Annotated in this window: 21 protein-coding genes; 17 read left to right on the top strand and 4 right to left on the bottom strand. The window is 54.9% G+C overall.

The window, feature by feature from the left end:
* Nucleotides 1-1116: 1116 nt before the first annotated feature.
* Nucleotides 1117-1362, top strand: coding sequence for a hypothetical protein (locus GCU85_RS09310; RefSeq protein WP_152810908.1), 246 nt, complete (start codon nucleotides 1117-1119; stop codon nucleotides 1360-1362).
* A complete protein-coding gene (locus tag GCU85_RS09305; RefSeq protein ID WP_152810907.1) occupies nucleotides 1355-2164 on the top strand; it encodes a BRO-N domain-containing protein in 810 nt (269 codons plus the stop codon). The genes GCU85_RS09310 and GCU85_RS09305 overlap by 8 nt, the downstream gene beginning before the upstream one ends.
* 22 nt (nucleotides 2165-2186) lie before the next feature.
* On the opposite strand, the gene GCU85_RS09300 is transcribed toward GCU85_RS09305, so the two are convergent.
* Both GCU85_RS09300 and GCU85_RS09295 read right to left on the bottom strand, forming a co-directional pair.
* A complete protein-coding gene (locus GCU85_RS09300) occupies nucleotides 2187-3242 on the bottom strand; it encodes a phage portal protein (protein ID WP_218110652.1) in 1056 nt (351 codons plus the stop codon).
* 38 nt (nucleotides 3243-3280) lie between these two features.
* On the bottom strand, nucleotides 3281-5056 hold the full coding sequence (locus GCU85_RS09295) for a terminase large subunit domain-containing protein (protein WP_218110651.1): 1776 nt from the start codon (nucleotides 5054-5056) through the stop codon (nucleotides 3281-3283).
* 194 nt (nucleotides 5057-5250) lie between these two features.
* Here GCU85_RS09295 and GCU85_RS09290 point away from each other — a divergent pair, with 194 nt between their 5' ends.
* The 3 genes from GCU85_RS09290 (at nucleotide 5251) to gpM (ending at nucleotide 8141) form a co-directional block, all read left to right on the top strand.
* Nucleotides 5251-6252, top strand: coding sequence for a GPO family capsid scaffolding protein (locus GCU85_RS09290; RefSeq protein WP_152810906.1), 1002 nt, complete (start codon nucleotides 5251-5253; stop codon nucleotides 6250-6252).
* A 102-nt stretch (nucleotides 6253-6354) separates the two neighbouring features.
* Nucleotides 6355-7371: a phage major capsid protein, P2 family gene (locus GCU85_RS09285; protein ID WP_152810905.1), complete on the top strand. Its 1017-nt coding sequence runs from the start codon at nucleotides 6355-6357 to the stop codon at nucleotides 7369-7371.
* Nucleotides 7371-8141, top strand: coding sequence for a phage terminase small subunit (gene gpM / locus GCU85_RS09280; protein ID WP_152810904.1), 771 nt, complete (start codon nucleotides 7371-7373; stop codon nucleotides 8139-8141). Before GCU85_RS09285 ends, gpM begins: the two co-directional genes overlap by 1 nt.
* Before the next feature lie 60 nt (nucleotides 8142-8201).
* Here the strand turns inward: gpM and GCU85_RS10065 are convergent, their stop codons facing one another.
* Nucleotides 8202-8441 carry a hypothetical protein gene (locus GCU85_RS10065; RefSeq protein WP_218110650.1) on the bottom strand — a complete coding sequence of 80 codons (240 nt, stop codon included), beginning with the start codon at nucleotides 8439-8441 and terminating at the stop codon, nucleotides 8202-8204.
* On the opposite strand from GCU85_RS10065, the gene GCU85_RS09275 reads away from it, so the two are divergent.
* The 12 genes from GCU85_RS09275 to GCU85_RS10265 all read left to right on the top strand — a co-directional run bounded on the left by GCU85_RS09275 (nucleotide 8440) and on the right by GCU85_RS10265 (nucleotide 16958).
* Nucleotides 8440-8886, top strand: coding sequence for a head completion/stabilization protein (locus tag GCU85_RS09275; RefSeq protein WP_218110649.1), 447 nt, complete (start codon nucleotides 8440-8442; stop codon nucleotides 8884-8886). The genes GCU85_RS10065 and GCU85_RS09275 overlap by 2 nt on opposite strands.
* Before the next feature lie 13 nt (nucleotides 8887-8899).
* Entirely contained in the window at nucleotides 8900-9160 is a 261-nt protein-coding gene (locus tag GCU85_RS09270) for a hypothetical protein (RefSeq protein WP_152810902.1), read from the top strand.
* Nucleotides 9151-12459, top strand: a complete 3309-nt coding sequence (locus tag GCU85_RS09265) for a DUF4815 domain-containing protein (protein WP_152810901.1) — start codon at nucleotides 9151-9153, stop codon at nucleotides 12457-12459. The genes GCU85_RS09270 and GCU85_RS09265 overlap by 10 nt, the downstream gene beginning before the upstream one ends.
* Nucleotides 12460-12473: 14 nt before the next feature.
* Nucleotides 12474-12923, top strand: a complete 450-nt coding sequence (locus tag GCU85_RS09260; protein WP_152810900.1) for a hypothetical protein — start codon at nucleotides 12474-12476, stop codon at nucleotides 12921-12923.
* 83 nt (nucleotides 12924-13006) lie between these two features.
* Nucleotides 13007-13582 (top strand): hypothetical protein, encoded by a 576-nt coding sequence (locus GCU85_RS09255; RefSeq protein ID WP_152810899.1) that lies wholly within the window; start codon nucleotides 13007-13009, stop codon nucleotides 13580-13582.
* Nucleotide 13583: 1 nt separating this feature from the next.
* A complete protein-coding gene (locus GCU85_RS09250; RefSeq protein WP_152810898.1) occupies nucleotides 13584-14132 on the top strand; it encodes a hypothetical protein in 549 nt (182 codons plus the stop codon).
* Complete coding sequence (locus GCU85_RS09245; RefSeq protein ID WP_152810897.1) at nucleotides 14125-14535, top strand: hypothetical protein; 411 nt, start codon at nucleotides 14125-14127, stop codon at nucleotides 14533-14535. The genes GCU85_RS09250 and GCU85_RS09245 overlap by 8 nt, the downstream gene beginning before the upstream one ends.
* Before the next feature lie 58 nt (nucleotides 14536-14593).
* Nucleotides 14594-14767 carry a hypothetical protein gene (locus GCU85_RS10060; RefSeq protein WP_218110648.1) on the top strand — a complete coding sequence of 58 codons (174 nt, stop codon included), beginning with the start codon at nucleotides 14594-14596 and terminating at the stop codon, nucleotides 14765-14767.
* Nucleotides 14768-14770: 3 nt separating this feature from the next.
* Nucleotides 14771-15916 (top strand): phage tail sheath subtilisin-like domain-containing protein, encoded by a 1146-nt coding sequence (locus GCU85_RS09240; RefSeq protein ID WP_152810896.1) that lies wholly within the window; start codon nucleotides 14771-14773, stop codon nucleotides 15914-15916.
* Between the two features lie 20 nt (nucleotides 15917-15936).
* The gene (locus GCU85_RS09235; RefSeq protein WP_152810895.1) at nucleotides 15937-16446 is read left to right on the top strand and encodes a phage major tail tube protein; all 510 of its coding nucleotides are present in this window, start codon (nucleotides 15937-15939) and stop codon (nucleotides 16444-16446) included.
* Between the two features lie 48 nt (nucleotides 16447-16494).
* Entirely contained in the window at nucleotides 16495-16818 is a 324-nt protein-coding gene (locus GCU85_RS09230) for a phage tail assembly protein (RefSeq protein WP_152810894.1), read from the top strand.
* 17 nt (nucleotides 16819-16835) lie between these two features.
* On the top strand, nucleotides 16836-16958 hold the full coding sequence (locus GCU85_RS10265) for a hypothetical protein (protein WP_268965726.1): 123 nt from the start codon (nucleotides 16836-16838) through the stop codon (nucleotides 16956-16958).
* On the opposite strand, the gene GCU85_RS09225 is transcribed toward GCU85_RS10265, so the two are convergent.
* On the bottom strand, nucleotides 16945-17241 hold the full coding sequence (locus GCU85_RS09225) for a hypothetical protein (protein WP_152810893.1): 297 nt from the start codon (nucleotides 17239-17241) through the stop codon (nucleotides 16945-16947). The genes GCU85_RS10265 and GCU85_RS09225 overlap by 14 nt on opposite strands.
* Nucleotides 17242-17252: the final 11 nt, after the last annotated feature.

Genomic DNA, 17252 nt, shown 5'->3' with positions numbered 1-17252 from the left:
GTTACTTCCTATGTTACCATAAAGGTGAGATTTTATAGTTTATTATGATAGCTTATGGAACAAAGATTTTAGACTAATCCCTTGCTAGTAAAGAGTTTTGAGGTTTTCTGAAGTGCTATGAAATATTGAAATGGCGGAGAAAGAGGGATTTGAATTCAAAGCATAATAATATGATTTTAAATAATAATTATTGATTTTTAAACTTATACCCCCGAATATGTACCCCTTTTCATCAGCAGTTAATTGTTTATTTTTGGTGGCATAGTCGGAAAAAGGTAATTTCGGTAATAAAGGTAAGAGTCGTTGATTTAGAAGAGAAAAACGGAATAAAAAAAGGTAATGAAAAGGTAATAAATTACCTTTTATAAGAGTAATATTTTTGTTTTTTTTATTTCTTATAAATCAATACTCTAATTTTTCCATTACCTAAATATTACCTAATATTACCTAAAAATTACCTTTTTGGTATTACATTAAAATTCTGATTTTATTGGTTAAATAATGGTTTTTGCGATATGTCTTACCGAAATTACCTTTTTCCGACTATGCCACCTGAAATAGATTTTCTGTTAACGCCTAAAAATTGCTTATTTTCGGATTAAATTGCTTTCTTTTTATACAGATATATTCAGTCCGCATCTATTGCAGCTATTTACTTCCTTTTATTTTTTTTGCTTTGCGGAAATGACCCTTTTTCTGCGCGGGCGCGGGGGAGGCAAGAGCGCGGTTTTCGACGGAAAAAAAAAACAGCAAACACCCCCGCGTGCGGTGGCGCTTGCGTTTTTATTTGCTGACTGGTTAGTAGTTTTTGATGAGCAGCTCCTGTACGCTTTGTCCGCTGCCTTGCGCGAGGGTGTAGGGGGCTAAATTAGCACCCCTTGCTTTTCCCGCACAATCTGTGTAGTATAGAAAGTCTGAACAAACTACAGGCGGTCAACCGCCCCCGAAAGACTGGCGTTTTTTTATTGCTAACAAATTGATTCTTTGTTATTTTCACAAGTTTTTCATGGCGGATGAGGAGTGCTAACCGTAAGGCGTACCCACAGTTCCTGTAGCTGTCAGTGAGTCCGCCACCCTCATTTGTGTGGCATTCTGAAAACTATACAGGTGAACACAATGACACAGACAAATTTCAATAGCGATTTCCAAGAAACATTAACCGACTATCACGGACTGATTAACACACTAAAGCTATACGAAGAGCTATCGGCGTTATTTGCTTGCGCCGACGACCTTGACCCTGCGCGCACCGCGCTAGTCCTTGATTCGGCTAACAATCAACTGCGTCGGGTCATCGTCCGATTAAAGCGCCTCGAAACCCAATCCAAGACACAACAACTAACAGGAGTAGGCAATGACTAACATCCAATCATTTGATTTTAATAAACACCTAATACGCACACTTAGCATAGAAAACACCGCGTGGTTTATTGCTAAAGACATAGGCGATTCACTAGGCTATGCGAACATTTCTGATGCCTTAAATAAGCATGTGTTGCCCGAAGAACGGTCTAGCGTTTCGCTAGGTCGTCAAGGAAGGACTAATATTGTCAATGAATCAGGAATGTACGCATTGGTATTAAAAAGCAGAAAGAAAGAAGCAATAAAATTCAGAAAATGGGTAACATCAGAAGTCCTCCCGACCATCCGTAAAACAGGCGGTTATGGATTGCCGTCGATGACAGAGGGGATTCGCCTGCACGAATTACGCCTAAAATTGATCAAGGAGTTGGGCAAAGCCGATTGCCAACAATTGCGCACTGCCATTTATCAATCACTGGAATCGGTATCGCAGGCATTGGGCTTATCCATCGCGCCACTGGTTGATTTTGAGTGGGGCGGCGTTGCGCCTGCCGTTCGCCAAAAGGCAGCTGAGATAGACAGTCGATTTCACCAGGCGATTAGCGCACTAGCTGCGCTGGGGGTCGTCCTTGATCACAGCACAAACGGTGACTACTATGCAATCAATCTTAACGAAGCAATCGCCGCCGCGCAACAGCATGAAATTGACATGCCAAGCCACAAGGCGTTAATTCGCTATTTACCATTCTCACCGCGTTTTTTGCAGCAAAAACCCGTGTGTAGCGATTTCGCTCTAAACGCCGCAGGCAAACCCCGCACCGTTAAGTGCTGGATTTTTTCTAGCCATCGCCTGTTGCACTGATTTCACACTGCTTTACACTGCTTCAGACTGATTCACCAATCAATTCATAATCGCCAAACGCGATAATCGTCTCGCCGACCATCTCGTTAATCGTTTTAAGCCGCTGTTGCAGTGGAATAAGTTCGTTGATAACAAATACTTTTGATGCTTTTTCGACGTCGCCAAAGCCCGCCGTGTTGGTCGGGATGACCGACATGAGCTGCGGCGGGACGCGGTGCGTGGCGAGGATGTCATCGCGGGTGAGTGTTTTGATGTTATAAAACTCATCGCGCGCTTGGACTTCGGCGATGGGGATTAATTCGATGCCGTCTTTTTTGCCCTCGGGGTTATGCACCATGAGGTTTTTAAAATTCCCCACGCCTTTGCTCGCGGCTAGCTGGCTCTCGATGCTGGCGATGACTTGGTCGCTTAGGTTTTCGGTGATGTGTAATATGTAGCCCGCGTGCGACCCGTTTTTATAGTACTTGCGCCGAAATAGGGTCGCTGCCTCGCCCAGCCACGCGCTATTCATGCCTGCCATGTACTCGGGCACGCCGTAGATGTCTTGGTTGATGTCGTGGTTTTTGTGGTGCGTGATGTCGCCTTTTAGCTTTTCCGCCTCGCGGTTGCGCAGATAATAATAGTCGTTTTTTTTGCCGACGCGCATCCAGCGTGCTTTGAGCGCTTCGTAGCGCATCACGTGGCCTGCGCGGTTTTGCACGGCGCGCAGGTAGTCGTTGCCAAATATGAGATAATCGGTGACCAGTTTTTCAAACTCGGTGCGTGTGAGTTTTGGATGCTCGACAAAAGTACTGATTAAGATGTTGCGCTTGGCTTGTATGGCTGAGGTGTGAAACGGATTGGCGTGATACGATTTGGCGATGGCATCCCAGTCCAGCGGGGGCAGATAGTATTTATCATTATCGCCGCGCCAGTAGTGCTCGAATATTTCTTTTTTATCAATCGCCGTCACGGCATCGTCGATGCTAAAGCTACTGCCAAAGCTACTGCCAAGCCCACTGCCACTGCCCCCCCTGTCGGCGGTCATAACATTAGGTTTCGCGGTTTCTTTTTTTCTAAAATAATCAATTAATCTCATCTTGTTATCCTGTTTTTTTTAAAATTAAAACGCCCTAATCAAAACACCACCGCGCGCGCGGGTGATGCCCCGCCGTTGTCAAATCCAATGCGCTCGACGGCAAGGGCGTGCATGGTCGCCCAGGCGATGTCGGCGTGGCCGATATCTTCGCGGCGGTCGGATTTGTACGTTAGGTATTTGCCCGAGGCGGTCTGGGTTTTTTTAATCGCGAGAAACGCTCCCACCCATTCGCGCGCGGCTTCGTCGACTTCTAGGCGTCCGCTTCGGATGATTTCAATGGCCTTGACGACGAGTGCATTTTTGGTCTCTAGGTTATAGCTCACGCGGCGCAGGCGCGGGTAGATTTTCGCCAGGCGCTCGGCCAGCGCTATCCCCATGCCCGTTTCGTCGATTTCCATGTGCGCGACTTCGTATTTGTCGCAGAGCTTGGCAATGGCGGCGGCTTGGGCTTCGCTTAAGGGCTCACGCAGGGTCAGGCGCTCGACTAAGCGAAATTTCCCGCCCGTGACTTTGGGTAAAGCAATCACCGACACCGCGCAGCCATCGCGCGACTTGGCGGGGTCAATGCCGATGGCGACGGCATCATCACCCACGGGGCGATTGGCAAAGGGCTTGACATCGGGCCATAGGCGGCGCGTCTCGACTAAACATCGGTTTAACTCGCCAAAGCTAAACACACTGTCGTGATCATCAACAAACTCACACATAAATAACTGAGCGTATTCGTCGGGCGCGTATTCGGATTTAAGCTGTCCGAGGTCAAACAGATGACACCCGAGATCGGCGGCGGCTTCGACGGTGACCAGATGCCGCCACACGTTATCGGCGCACAATTTTCCGCTCGCCAGTGTTTTCGCGCGGGTATCGATATGGATATGCTCGGTTTTTTTGCGCCCGCGGTTGTACGCGACCCCTGTCCAAAATGGATACGCTTCGTGGGCGACCGCTGATGGCGTGCTGAAATAGGTGCGCTTCCATTGTTTGTGCGATGACATGGCAGAGGCCACCTTTTTAAACTCGTCAAAGTTGTTAATCCAAAAATACTCGTCCATAAAGATGTCACCGTGGTAGCTCTGCGCCGTTTTACTGTTGGTGCCTAAAAAATAAAACGTGCATTCGTGGTCGTCGGTGCGAATCGTCATGGGGTCACCCGTTAGCTCGACCTCGGCGGCTTCCATGGCAAGTGCTTTGATGTACTCGCGAAACACGTAGGCTTGCGATTTGGATGCGGACAAAAATATCTTATTGTGTCCACTGGTCAGCGCATCGACCAGTGCCTCGCGGGCAAAGTAATACGTCGCGCCGATTTGCCGTGACTTGAGGATTTGGCGGTTGCGCTGGTGGCGGTTGTCGTACCACAGTTGCTGGTAATCAAACAGGTTATCCATAAAGGCGGTTTGGATTTGTTCAATCGCCGCGGGCGATAGGTAATTTTTGTTGGTGCGGTCGCCGCCACGTTTTTCGCCTTTTCGCGGTGCGGTCGGGGTGGCGCGCACGCGCTCGACGCGCGCGAGTTGGCGGGTGAGTAGGTCGATTTCTTTAAAATCGCGACCCTCCTTGGGGTCTTTGGCGATCAGCAGACACAGCCGCGCCCCGAGGGCATCGTTGACGCGCTCGGCCTGCCCAAACTTATCCCATTTATCGGTGCTGTGCCAGTAGCGCACGGTGGACTCTGGCGTATTGATGGCTTCGGCAATTTGCGGGATGCGATGCCCGCTAAAGTACAACACTTTGGCTTTTAGCCGTCGGTCGTCTTCGGTTATTTTGGGTGCTGGGTGGTTTTTACGCTGGCTCATGCTTCGTATTTTAGGCATCAACGATTGACTTCACACGGCGAGGTGTCAAGTTAAGCGCTTATCTTGACACGCAATAATTGAGTTTTGCGACAAAAAAGCTACCTTAAAGGCACGACAAGGCGATGACGAAACACTAAAACACACCGACACCGACACCGAGACACCCGCGCGGGGCGCACTTTTGACCGCCCCGCCGATAGGAGCCAAAAAATATGAAGAAAAAAACGCTACGCATCGCCGCCGCAGGTTACACCGTCAGCGATGGCCGCGAGATTAAGCCCGAGTGGCTGACCGATATCGCCGACACCTATGATCAATCGACTTATGGGGCGCGGTGCTGGATAGAGCACTTGCGTAACGTCACCGAGGCAGGGCCGTTTCCCGCCGTCGGCGATGTCGAGGCGGTGTTTACGCAGACCGATACCATCAACGGCACCGACACGCTGTGTCTGTACGCCGACATCATCGCGAACGAGCACTTGATCGCAATGAATAAAAACAATCAAAAAATCTACACCTCGATTGAGGTCACCCCCGACTTTGCCAAAACGGGTAAAGCCTATCTGACGGGGCTCGCGTTTACCGATTCCCCCGCTAGCCTTGGCACCGAGCCGCTCAAGTTTAGCGCCCGCGCTGCCCGTGATGCCACGGCCCACGCCGTCGACAGCAAAGACAACGGCAATAGCGGCAACACCGACAACAACATGAACAACGCGGGCAGGGTGTACTCGGAGGTCATCGAGACGGCACTGTGTGCATCGGTTGCCACCGATGCCCCCGACACTACCCCCGATACCACCCCCGATACCACTGTGCCAATGAATGACGACAATGATTTTCACACCACGGTCATCGCCGCGCTGGACACGCTGAGTGAGCTATTGAATGACACGGTGCTGTCGCACGAGCGTCGCCTCGCCGCGCTAGAGGATACGGATAATCAGCTCGATGACATCGTGCCCGCTGATCGCGAGACACTCACGACCGCGGTTGACAGTGATGACCAGCGCGACGACCTCGCCCCGCAGACGACCATCGACCAACTCAGCGCGCTATCGGCGCAGCTGGACACGCTGACCCGCGATTTTGCCGCGGCACAAGCGACCATCGACCAACTCACCGCGTTTAAATCCGCCGTCGAATCCACCGACATGCACTACGTCGCACCGCACGCAGGCGTGGGCGGGGATGACATTATTCGCGCCGATTGCTAACCCGATTGCTAACCCGACTGCTAACAAAGGCTAACGAACACTACGAACACCCACAGACAACCCAACGAACACCCACAGACTCAGCCATTTAGGATATTATTCATGAAAAACGAGACCCGAGACAAGCTAGAACAATACTTTACGACCCAAGCCAGCCTCAACAGCATCAGCATCGACACGGTGCGGGGCGGGCACAAATTTATCGCCGCGCCCAGCGTCGAGCAAACGTTAGAGAAACGCATCCAAGAGTCCGACGGCTTTTTGCGCTCGATTAACATTTTCGGCGTCGACGAGATGGAGGGCGAGACCATCGGTCTTGGGGTCGGCAGCACGATTGCGAGCCGTACCGACACCGAGTCGGCGGAGCGTGAGACGCGCGACGTGCACTCACTAAACGCGGCGCGCTATTACTGCCGACAAACGAACTTCGACACCCACGTGCGCTATGCGCTACTTGATCAGTGGGCAAAATTCCCCGATTTCGAGGACAAGCTCACGGCGAGCATTGTCACGCGCATCGGGCTTGACCGTATTATGATCGGGTTTCACGGCACGAATGCGGCGAACAACACCGACCGCGTCGCCAACCCCTTGCTACAGGACGTCAACACAGGCTGGATTCAAAAATACCGCAACGACGCCCCCGATAAAGTCATGTCAGATGGCGCTGCGGCGGGTTCGATTACGATTGGCGAGACAGGCGATTACAAAAACTTACACGCCCTCGCGCTAGACATTCGCAACAACGCACTGGATGTGTGGCACCGTAATGCCGCAGGGCTATGCGTGATTATGGGGCGCGATTTACAAGCCGATGACACCATGCGACTGGTCAACCAAGCGCACAGCCCCAGCGAATCGCTGGCGCTCGCGAAAATTCGCCAAACAGGCGTGATTGATGGCTTGCCAGTGATTGACGTGCCGCACTTTCCTGATGGCACGATGATGCTAACGACGCTGGCGAACTTATCCATTTACACGCAAAACGGGGGCAAGCGCCGCCACTTTGCCGATAATCCACGCCGTGACCGACTCGAAACCTACACCTCGTCTAACGACGCTTATGCTATCGAAGACTACGGACTTGGCGGGATTGCCGAGAATGTGAGCTTTATCTAATGTCGAGTTTATTTAGGCGCCATCGTGAGCGCATACTAGCCGCCCAACACGCTGAAGCCGACCGCGCCGCGCGCGCGGGTGGTACTTCGTGGCACACGGCGGTGGATGCTTACGACACGTTACTGATGGCGCTTGCCGAGGATAACGCACGCCTATCGAATGTACGCGGCACCGAGGCCAAGACCGCGCTGAAACGCGAGTTGTTACCGACGTATCGCGATTGGAGCGACGCGGCCGTGGACGCGATTTTATCAAGTGACATGGCTAGCGACGGGGGCAGCGAGAATAGTGGCGAGAATAATGGCGGACACCGCCAAGACGACATCGTGGCGCACGTCTTTGTCTGGTCGATTGATATCGGCGACTACGACACCGCGTTGCGCTTATTTTCCGCGATTTCCGCCGCCGACATGACTTTGCCCGAGCGTTTTCGCAGGCGCCCTGCCGATTTCTTAGCCGAGCAACTGGCCGAGGCGGCGATTGATGAGTGTTACCGCGAGGTCGCGCCCGATGCACGCACCGTGACGCGGGCGCTATTTGATCGCGTCATGACGGCGATTGCGGGCATTGATATGCACGATGAGATTAGCGCCAAGCTAATGAAAGCAGGCGGCGGGCTGTCCGAGTCCGATGATGACTTGTCGGGGGCGCTAGATTATTACGAGCGCGCCATCGCGCTAAACCCCAAGATTGGCGTCAAGACCAAAATCAAAGCGCTTAAAAAGGCGCTTAAAAAGGCGGCAGACGATAGCCGACAGCCCGACAAATAGACACACATGAACACATGAATAACGAACACGGTGCGATAAGGTCTTTTTTTTGCCGCGTCGCTAAAAACCACCGACTTGGCCTACCGCCATGGCGGCGGGCATGGGGTTTGCGAAGTAAACAATCCGATAACCCATCACATGCCCCCACCGCCACTTAACACAGACGACCACGAAGACAAAAACAACCAACATGACAGGCTTTATCGCGACAGACACCACAGACAACCTTGACCCCACGGTCGATGACGCGGTATCGCTGACGTCAACCCTAGGGGCTGGCTGGTGGCCCGCGGTGTCCATGGCGCAGTTTCGCGCGATTACCCGCATTGACAGCACGTACCCCACGGCTCGCGTGCGTGACGCGCTGATGACCGCGCTGTTTACCGTGACCGCCGAGCTGGACAGCTGGGCGCGTACCCAAACCGCACGGGGCGTGACGACGCTTGCCGACAGTCATACTAGCATCGACGCATCCAGCATTGACGGCAGCATCGACGCCACCAGCATTGAAGCCACCAGCATTGATAACGTAACGGCCGCCGTGCACTGGTTTCGCGTCGCGGTCTATTCGTATGCCAAGGCACACCTTGTTGACACGTACCGCGATGTGGACACCACCGCATTCGGTGCGCGCGAGACGGCCGCCGATAAAATCGACGAACAGCTCAGCACGTGGCGCGCCCAATACCGCACCGCCGTGAGCGCGGTGCAGGGTAACCCCCGCGTGCGCGTGACGTTAATTTAAAAAAGGGGGTATCATGACAGCGACAGCGGCAACGGCAACGGCGACAACGGCAACAACAACACAGCCAACAACGACAACATTGGCGCACGAGGACGAGGCGCTAGATAGTGTGCTTTACCGCGCGACGGGCAGTACCCGTGGCATCGAGGCGTTGATGATGACCGATGCGTCGCTCGCGACGATTTTTTTACCCGCAGGCGCGGTGGTGCCCACTTCTCCTCTCGCCGCTGCGCCTGCATCTATAAACACGCGGTGGGTGAACTTATGGCAATAACCTCAACAATGGCCTCCAATTATCAACTAGGTAGCCGCAGTCGGCGCAACCTGCGCGGGGTTGATCCACGCTTGATTACGCTGGTCGAGACCGCGATTGGTCTCACCACACAGGACTTTACCGTCATTGAGGGACTGCGTAGCCCCCAGCGCCAGCGCGAGCTGTACCGCCAAGGGCTATCGTGGACGCTAAACAGCAAGCACCTCACCCACGCTGCGCACCGCCGTATCAATGACGTGATATTTAAAGCAGGCGACATTGTGCGCGGCGGCAGCGCCAGCCTAGATGCCGATACGGGGGCGCTGACGGTGGATAGCGCCGATGTGTACTTAGACGGCGATATCTACGCCGTGCCGTCGCGTGAGCTGCTTGTTGCGACCAGCGGCGACGTCGTGATTGGCGTATGGCTTAGTTATTATTATGTGACCGAGGCCGACGACCCAACGCTTCGCAACCCCGCCCTTGGCACGCGCGGGCAAAACGAGGCAGGCGCGTGGCGGTTGGCAGTCACCACGGCGTGGGGGCTATCCGATACCCCACCCGACAACACGACCGACGCCGCTCCCAATAACGCGCCCAACAGCTCACCTAATAGCGCGCCCAGCCACCCCCCGCAATTCTACGCGGTCTATACCGCACGCGACGGCTATTTAACCGCCAAAGCCCCACCACCACATATTAGCGGTGTGCAGTCGGCGATTGCAAAATACGACCGCGACAGCACGGGTAGTCAATACATTGTGCGCGGACTAAAAGTCCACGCGACCGCTGCACCAGCGGGCAAAGAGCGCTACATTATCGATGCAGGCGCCGCGCAAATTGGTGGCTATGCGTATGAATACGGCGCGGCGCGTCCCGCGCAATTTGACACCGCCCCCGAGTTGGGCAGTGTTGATGCTGAGACGGCACTGGCCATCGGCGGACAACAGCGCGTGAACCTTAACCGCACCCCGATTGCAAGCATCACCGCCGTGCGCGTGACGCGCGAAAAATCCGTCACCGTCACACACGCCAATATCACCAACAGCCAAGACTTGCTACCCGATGCCAGCGTGGTCGCGCTAGTCAGCGTCACCCAAGGGGGTGTCACTTACCAGCAGGGCGTCGATTATCAGCTAACCAGCGGCAAAGTCGATTGGTCACTGTCAGGCGCCGAGCCAGCCGCAGGCTCGACGTATAGCGTGACGTATCACTACATCGCGCTGGCTGAGGCGAGCGCGGTCGACGAATTTGGCTACACGCTCGCCGATGCGGTCGCAGGTACGCCGATTTTAACCAGTTACGACCACTTTATCCCGCGCCACGACCGCCTGTGCTTAGACGCAGGTGGTGAGCCTGTGATGCTACGCGGCATTGCATCACTCACCGCGCCGCTGCCCCCCAAAGTCCCCAGCAACTTATTACTACTGGCGACCATCGAGCAGCGCTGGACAGCCGATACCCCACGAATCATCTACCAAGACGGCGTGCGCGTGGTGTCGATGTCAACGCTCAACCGCCACGCCGAGCGACTGGATTTTCTCACCGAGCAAGTCGCGCAGAATAAGCTCGAATTATCGGCGTCTAATCAAGAAAACGGGCGCAAACACGGCGTGTTCGCCGACCCGCTGTTGTCTGACACCTTGCGCGACGCAGGGCGACCGCAGACCGCACTCATAGAAGACGCGCGGCTACAATTACCCATCACCGCCGCCGCGCATTTTTTCGACCTAGGCGCGCCTGTCACGCTAAACTATACCCACCGCGAAATACTGTCCCAGCCCCTCGCGTCAGATTGTATGCTAATCAACCCGTATATGGCGTTTGACCCCATCCCGCCGACCGTGACGCTATCGCCTGCGGTTGACCGCTGGACAGTCAATACCGAGTCGGTCGTCGGCACCGAGACGATCGGGGCAGGCCCGCGTAGTCGCACGACATTTCGCTCAGACGGCATCACCGAGACAGCCGCCGAGTTTTGCCGACCGATTGCCGTCAACGCCGCGATTGCGGGGATGGGAGATGGTGAAATCATCGACGCGGTGCAGTTTGACGGCATCACGGTCGCGACCAGCGGCGATGCGCTGGCAGACGATAAGGGTCGCGCTAACGTGCGCTTTACCATCCCCGAGGGCGTACCTGCGGGGCAAAAGCTCGTCACGGTCGCGACGCGCTCGGGGCAAATCGGCGAGGCGGTCTTTACTGCCGACGGCACGATTGCTAACGATAACCTCACCCGCGTGGTCACGCGTTTTCGCGCCGTTGACCCACTGGCACAGACCTTTAGCCTACCGAGCGCCACCCAGCTCACCGCCGTGGACGTGTCGTTTTGCGCGGTGGGTGACCGCGCGGTGCGGATGCAAATCCGCGAGACAGCAACAGGGCTACCGACCCAAGCCATTTTAGCCGAGGCGCTAGTCGATGCCGCGACACTGGCGGCCGACTTATCAGCGAATGATGGGGCAGGGCGGGCGACCCGATTTGCTTTCGACTTGCCCGTGCTGCTTGACGGCGGCGTTGAGTATGCGCTGGTGATTTTAAGCGACGAGCCCACCCCGTCGCTCAAGGTCGCCACACTAGGCGGCTTTGATGACGAGCGCCAGCGCTGGATAACCGCGCAGCCGTACACGGTCGGCGTATTGTTATCATCATCGAACGCCTCGACGTGGACGCCGCACAACGACAGTGACTTATTGTTTGCGCTGCACGCCGCCGATTATGTCGCCACCGCCAAAACGATCGATATCGGCACGCTCAGCGTCACCGCGGTCACCGATCTTTACGTGCTAACTAACACACAAATCACCGCGGCTGACACCACCGTGACGGTCGAGGCGACCTTGCCCGACGGGCAGGTGCTGACCTTTGCCGACGGGCAACACCGTGCGCTACCCGCCGCGATTAGCGGTGACATCACGCTACGCGCGGTGCTTATCGGTAGTGCCACCTTTTCACCCGTGCTGGGGGCAACGGTGCAGGTATTGACGGGGCGGCTAGAGACCAGTGGCCGCTACATTACCCGCGCCATCCCCGCAGGGCTTAATAGCCGTGTGCGCGTACTCGTCGATGCGTTTACCCCGCAGGGCGCGAACGTCATCGTGCGCGCGGCTTCGACCGATGCGAGCCCCGACACCAGCACGTGGCAAACGCTCACCCAATTACCCGATTACACGCTGCTAGACGATGGGCGCGTTGAGCTGATTTTTGAGTCTGACACCCTGATTGATGCCGCCAACATCGCCGTCGAGATTGAGCTGGTCGGCCACGCAGGCGCGCGCCCGTTTGTCGAGAACCCGCGGGTGCTGGTTATCGAAGCTTAAACAGAGAAAATAAAATGATTACAGAAACCGAACACTACCAATTCCCGCTGCCCTCAGCCGATAACGCGCTGTCGCACGATGTCGAGCGCATTCGTCAGACGATTATTGCGCTAGATGCGGCACTATGGGCCGCGGGGGGTGCGGACGCGGCGACGATCACCGCGATTGAGTCCAGCCTTTCCGCTATCACCCCGACGGTCGAGGCGCTGGATGCTTACCGCCGCGACGCGTATTTACCGACGAGTATTGGGTTGACGTATGACGCCACGCACAGCGTGGTGCTGACCGAGACGGCAACGATTGCGGGGCAAAACCGTGTCACGCAATTTGCCCGCGACGCCGCTGGTCGTGTGGTGAGTTATGACATCACGTATTTAGGTATCACGACGCGCCACACCATTACTTGGGATGCCCTCACGGGGCAATACCTAGGACAAACGTCTGAGGTGTTACCCAATGAGTGAGCCAATGAGTGAGCCAATGAGTGAGCCAATGAATAACCTGACAAACAAATTAACCAATAAAGCAACCAATAACGGAGGTCAACATGCCTGATATTTTAACGTTAGATGCCGTCAACCGTGAGGCGCAGACAACGCGCACCGCAGTGGATGCGACGCTCAAGACCACCGACCCACGCATCGATGCGATGGCGACCAGCGCAGGGCTAACCTCGGTCGCGTCCGCGATTAACGCCAATGTCGCCACCCGTGCGTCCAGCACCGCGCTCGCTGACGTGGCAGCTGATGTCACGACGCTGGGCGCGCAAACCGCTGCGCTCGCAGCCAGCGCCACACCCCCCAGCGGGGGCGCGGTTGAGAAAATATTTTGGCTATCGTATATTAATGGCGCCACCAAGCTTTCTGTTAGCGGCAGTGGCGTGATACGCCTGTTGTCGATAGTTACCACCGCGGTAAAGGCGGGTTTTGCGCTGCGGATTGATGGCAACACGATTTACGCGGTCACCAACGGCGACTTGCGACTCGAGCAAGGGGTCGGCGGGCTTAATCTCGCGGGTGGGGGTATCGCGTTTAACACGTCTTTTGAGCTGGACAGCATCAAAGGCGAAACATCAGCGTATGTGTACGCGCAAATCGCCTACACGCTCAATGGAGGCGCGTAATATGGCTAAGCCCGCGATGTACCGTTACGCGATTCTTGACAGTGAGCGCCGCGTCGTCGAGAGCATTTTTGTGAGCGCCGCTTTGATCACTGACCCCGCGCGACTGCCCGTGTGCCACGATGTGGCGCTGGCACGCTTTGTCTTAATCACCGACACCATTGTCGACCCCATTGTCGACCCAGCCACTGACGCGCAGGGCAGCGCCCGCCCTGTCGCCGTCGGTGACATCTACGCGGACGGCGTATTTACCGCCGCACCACCCCCGCGGTCGGTGACGATTAGCAAACACGCGTTTTTTGCGCGACTCACCATGCCCGAAAAAATGCTACTCATTGCGCCCGATAACGTCGGCGACATGCCAAATATGCCGCAATTGCCTATCGAAGCGACGGTGATGCTGAAAGTCTTCGCCAAGGAAATCGAGCTGGCTGCCGATATCGACTTAGACCACCCCGCGCTAGTCGGCGGGCTTAATCAGCTAGAGTCGATGGGGCTGTTGCAGACGGGTCGTGCCGATGAGATTCGCGGGGTCAGTGATACCGATGCTTAGTCAAAACAAAAAAAACAACACCGACCCAACAGACTACCCGTCGTGGGCAGACTTAACTCCCGACCAGCAAGCCGCGTTTGGCAACGGCTGCGGGGCGAGCTGGATGCCCGACTGGCTAATCACTGCGCTATTCGGCTGGTTTTTTGAAGCGTCGTGCCGCCACCACGATTTCGGCTACGCCGCAGGCGGTAATGAGCGCAGGCGCTGGCATTGCGACTGGCAGTTTGCGCGGGCGATGTATAGAGATACACGGCGATGCAAAACGCTGCGCGGACGCATACAAACATCCATTGCGCTGGTGGTGTTTTATGCCGCGGTGGCGCTGTTTGGCTGGACGAAATTTGCCTACGGACGGGTAAAAACCCACGATGAACTACTTGCGCATCTTAATACAAAAACTTGATCAATAAACTTGCCACGAAAAATCAACGACCAACTTAACCCAAAATAAGGAGCAACCCATGAAAAAACACATCACACTCACCCGCGCCGCATTGATTAATGGCGTACGCCGTCCGCGGGGCTGGACAGGCGAGGCTGACACGGCGGCATTACCCGTATCTGCCTATCGCGCTGCCACCGCCGATACCAAGCCAGTCAAGCAAACCGACACTAACAAAAAAAATAAGGAGTAACCAATGGCCACCTCATACGTACATGGCATCAGAACCATCGAAGACAACACAGGCACGCGCCCCAGCGCCCCCAAATCCACCGAGATTATCGGCTTAGTCGGCACTGCACCCGATGCGGATGCGACGCTATTCCCGCTGGGTGAGCCTGTCTTATTTACCAATATTTATTCGGCGATCAATAACGTCGGCGCGACAGGCACGCTGCTTGCCAACCTCGAAGAAATCCACAACCAAGTGTTACCGAGACTGGTGATTGTGCGCGTTGCCGAGGGCGCAGACGATGCCGAGACACGCGCGAACGCCGTCGCAGGCATCACGCTGCTAGAGACCGCCGACTCACGGCTGGGCGTCACGCCCAAAATCCTCACAGCAGGGTTTTTAGACGACGACTTGGCAGTCGCCAACGCGCTCGCATCCGCCGCGCAAAAGCTAAACGGCTTTGCCTACGCCACCGCCAGCGGTGCGACACTCAGCGAGGCGGTGCTCTATCGCGACAACTTCGCCCAGCGCGAGATTGAATTGCTGTGGCCCAACCCAATGGGACTCGATACCGCGACGGGCGCGATTGTCGAAAAACCCGCCGCCGCCCTTGCTGCGGGGATGCGCGCCAAAATCGACGCCGAGCAGGGCTGGCACCATCCGATTTCTAACTTGCCTGTCAACGGCGTGGTCGCCCTCAGCCACGATGTAAGCTGGTCATTGACCGATAGCAGCAACGATGCCGCGGTGCTTAACGAGGCGCAAATCACCACGTTTGCCAGCCGCGGCGGCTTTAGGCTGTGGGGACTGCGTACCTGCGCGTCTGATCCGTTATTTGCGTTTGAGACCACCGTGCGCTCGGGCCAAGCCATCCGCGAGATTATCGCCGACACCTTGTCCGCGTTTATGGATAAGCCCATGAATGTGCAGTTGATTCGCGACATTATCGCAACGATCAACGCCGAGTTACGCCGCCGCACTGCGGTGGGGCATTTGGTCGGTGGGCGCGCGTGGTACGAAATCGAGGCTAACGAGCCTAGCCAACTAAAGGGCGGCAAGCTTGTCATACACTATGACTACACGCCCGTGCCACCGCTAGAAGACTTAACACTGGTACAAAAAATCACTGACAAATACTTGACCGAATACGCCGTCATCTTGTCTAACTAAATTATTAATAGGAGCGCATCATGCAATTACCTAAAAAGCTTAAACATTTCAACTTTTTCCTAGATGGCGATAACTTCGTCGGACAGGTCAACGAGATTACATTACCGCAATTTATGCGCAAAATGGAGGAGTACCGCGGTGGCGGCATGTACGCCCCGATTAAAACCGACCACGGACTAGAAGCGCTGTCGATGGAAGTCACCATGGGCGGACTGTCGTTTGAATTTTTTGGCCATTTTGGACTGTGTCAGCACGACGGCATCACCGCGCGCTTTACGGGTAGCTTCGCAGGCGACGACAAATGCGAAGCCCTGCCCATGGAAATTGAAATCACAGGGCGGCTGTCTGAAATGTCGCTACCGACCGCCAAATCGGGTGAGGACACCGAGCACAAAATCAAGATTGAAGTCAGCTATATCCGTATTTTGTACAACGGTAGCGAGCTATGCGAGATTGACATCATGAACATGGTCGAAAAATGGCAAGGCAAAGACAGACTAGAAGACCACAAACGCAACATCGGCGCGTAATGCGCCAATGCTTGAATCACGACATAACGACAAACAGAGGGTACTACCATGAGCAACAACACCGATAACAACGCGGGCAACAAACCCGAACACGCGACCACCGCGCGACTCAAGACCATCACGCTTAGTCAGCCCATTGCCCGTGATGGCAATGACATTACCCAGCTAACCCTGCGCGAACCGCGTGCAGGGGATTTGCGCGGGCTTAAGCTGCTAGATGTTTTTCAATTAGACATTGATGCGGTGGCAGTGCTGCTGTCGCGTATCGCCACGCCAAGCATTATTGCCAGCGAAGTTAATCAGTTTAGTTTGACTGATTTACAGCGCGTTAGCGAGGGTTTGGTTGGTTTTTTGGACAGCTCAGAGGGTTAGCGACGATTGAGGATGCGATGGGAAATATTGCGCTAATTTATCGGTTTGGTTTTTTTGAATGCTGCGATATGGCGATTGCTGAGATTGTGGACTGGAATAATCGCGCCATCGCCTATCACGAAGCATCTAATGGGGATTAAGCGTGGGGTTACTAGGCGCGACAATATTAATGATAGCGTCAGCAATTAGCCCTGCGCAAATCAAGCCGCCTGCGAGCGCAATCAGCCCGCCGATGTGTAGAAAAAAAGCACCAACGGTGATAATGACCACAAGGCGGGCAATCTGGGTTAGCCTCCAGCACGGCTCCATTTCAATCAATAGCGCAAACACGGCAAATAGCACGGCGAGCGGCCACGTACCCGTCACCAAAAAAGACAGGCTAAAAACCATGAGAAAAACAAAGCGAATAAACCGATAAATCATAAGGTTATTAT

It is taken from the genome of Ostreibacterium oceani, from assembly GCF_009362845.1.
Lineage (GTDB): Bacteria > Pseudomonadota > Gammaproteobacteria > Cardiobacteriales > Ostreibacteriaceae > Ostreibacterium > Ostreibacterium oceani.
The sequence above is the reverse complement of the archived record's forward strand: the minus strand, read 5'-3'. Positions and strand labels throughout refer to the sequence as shown.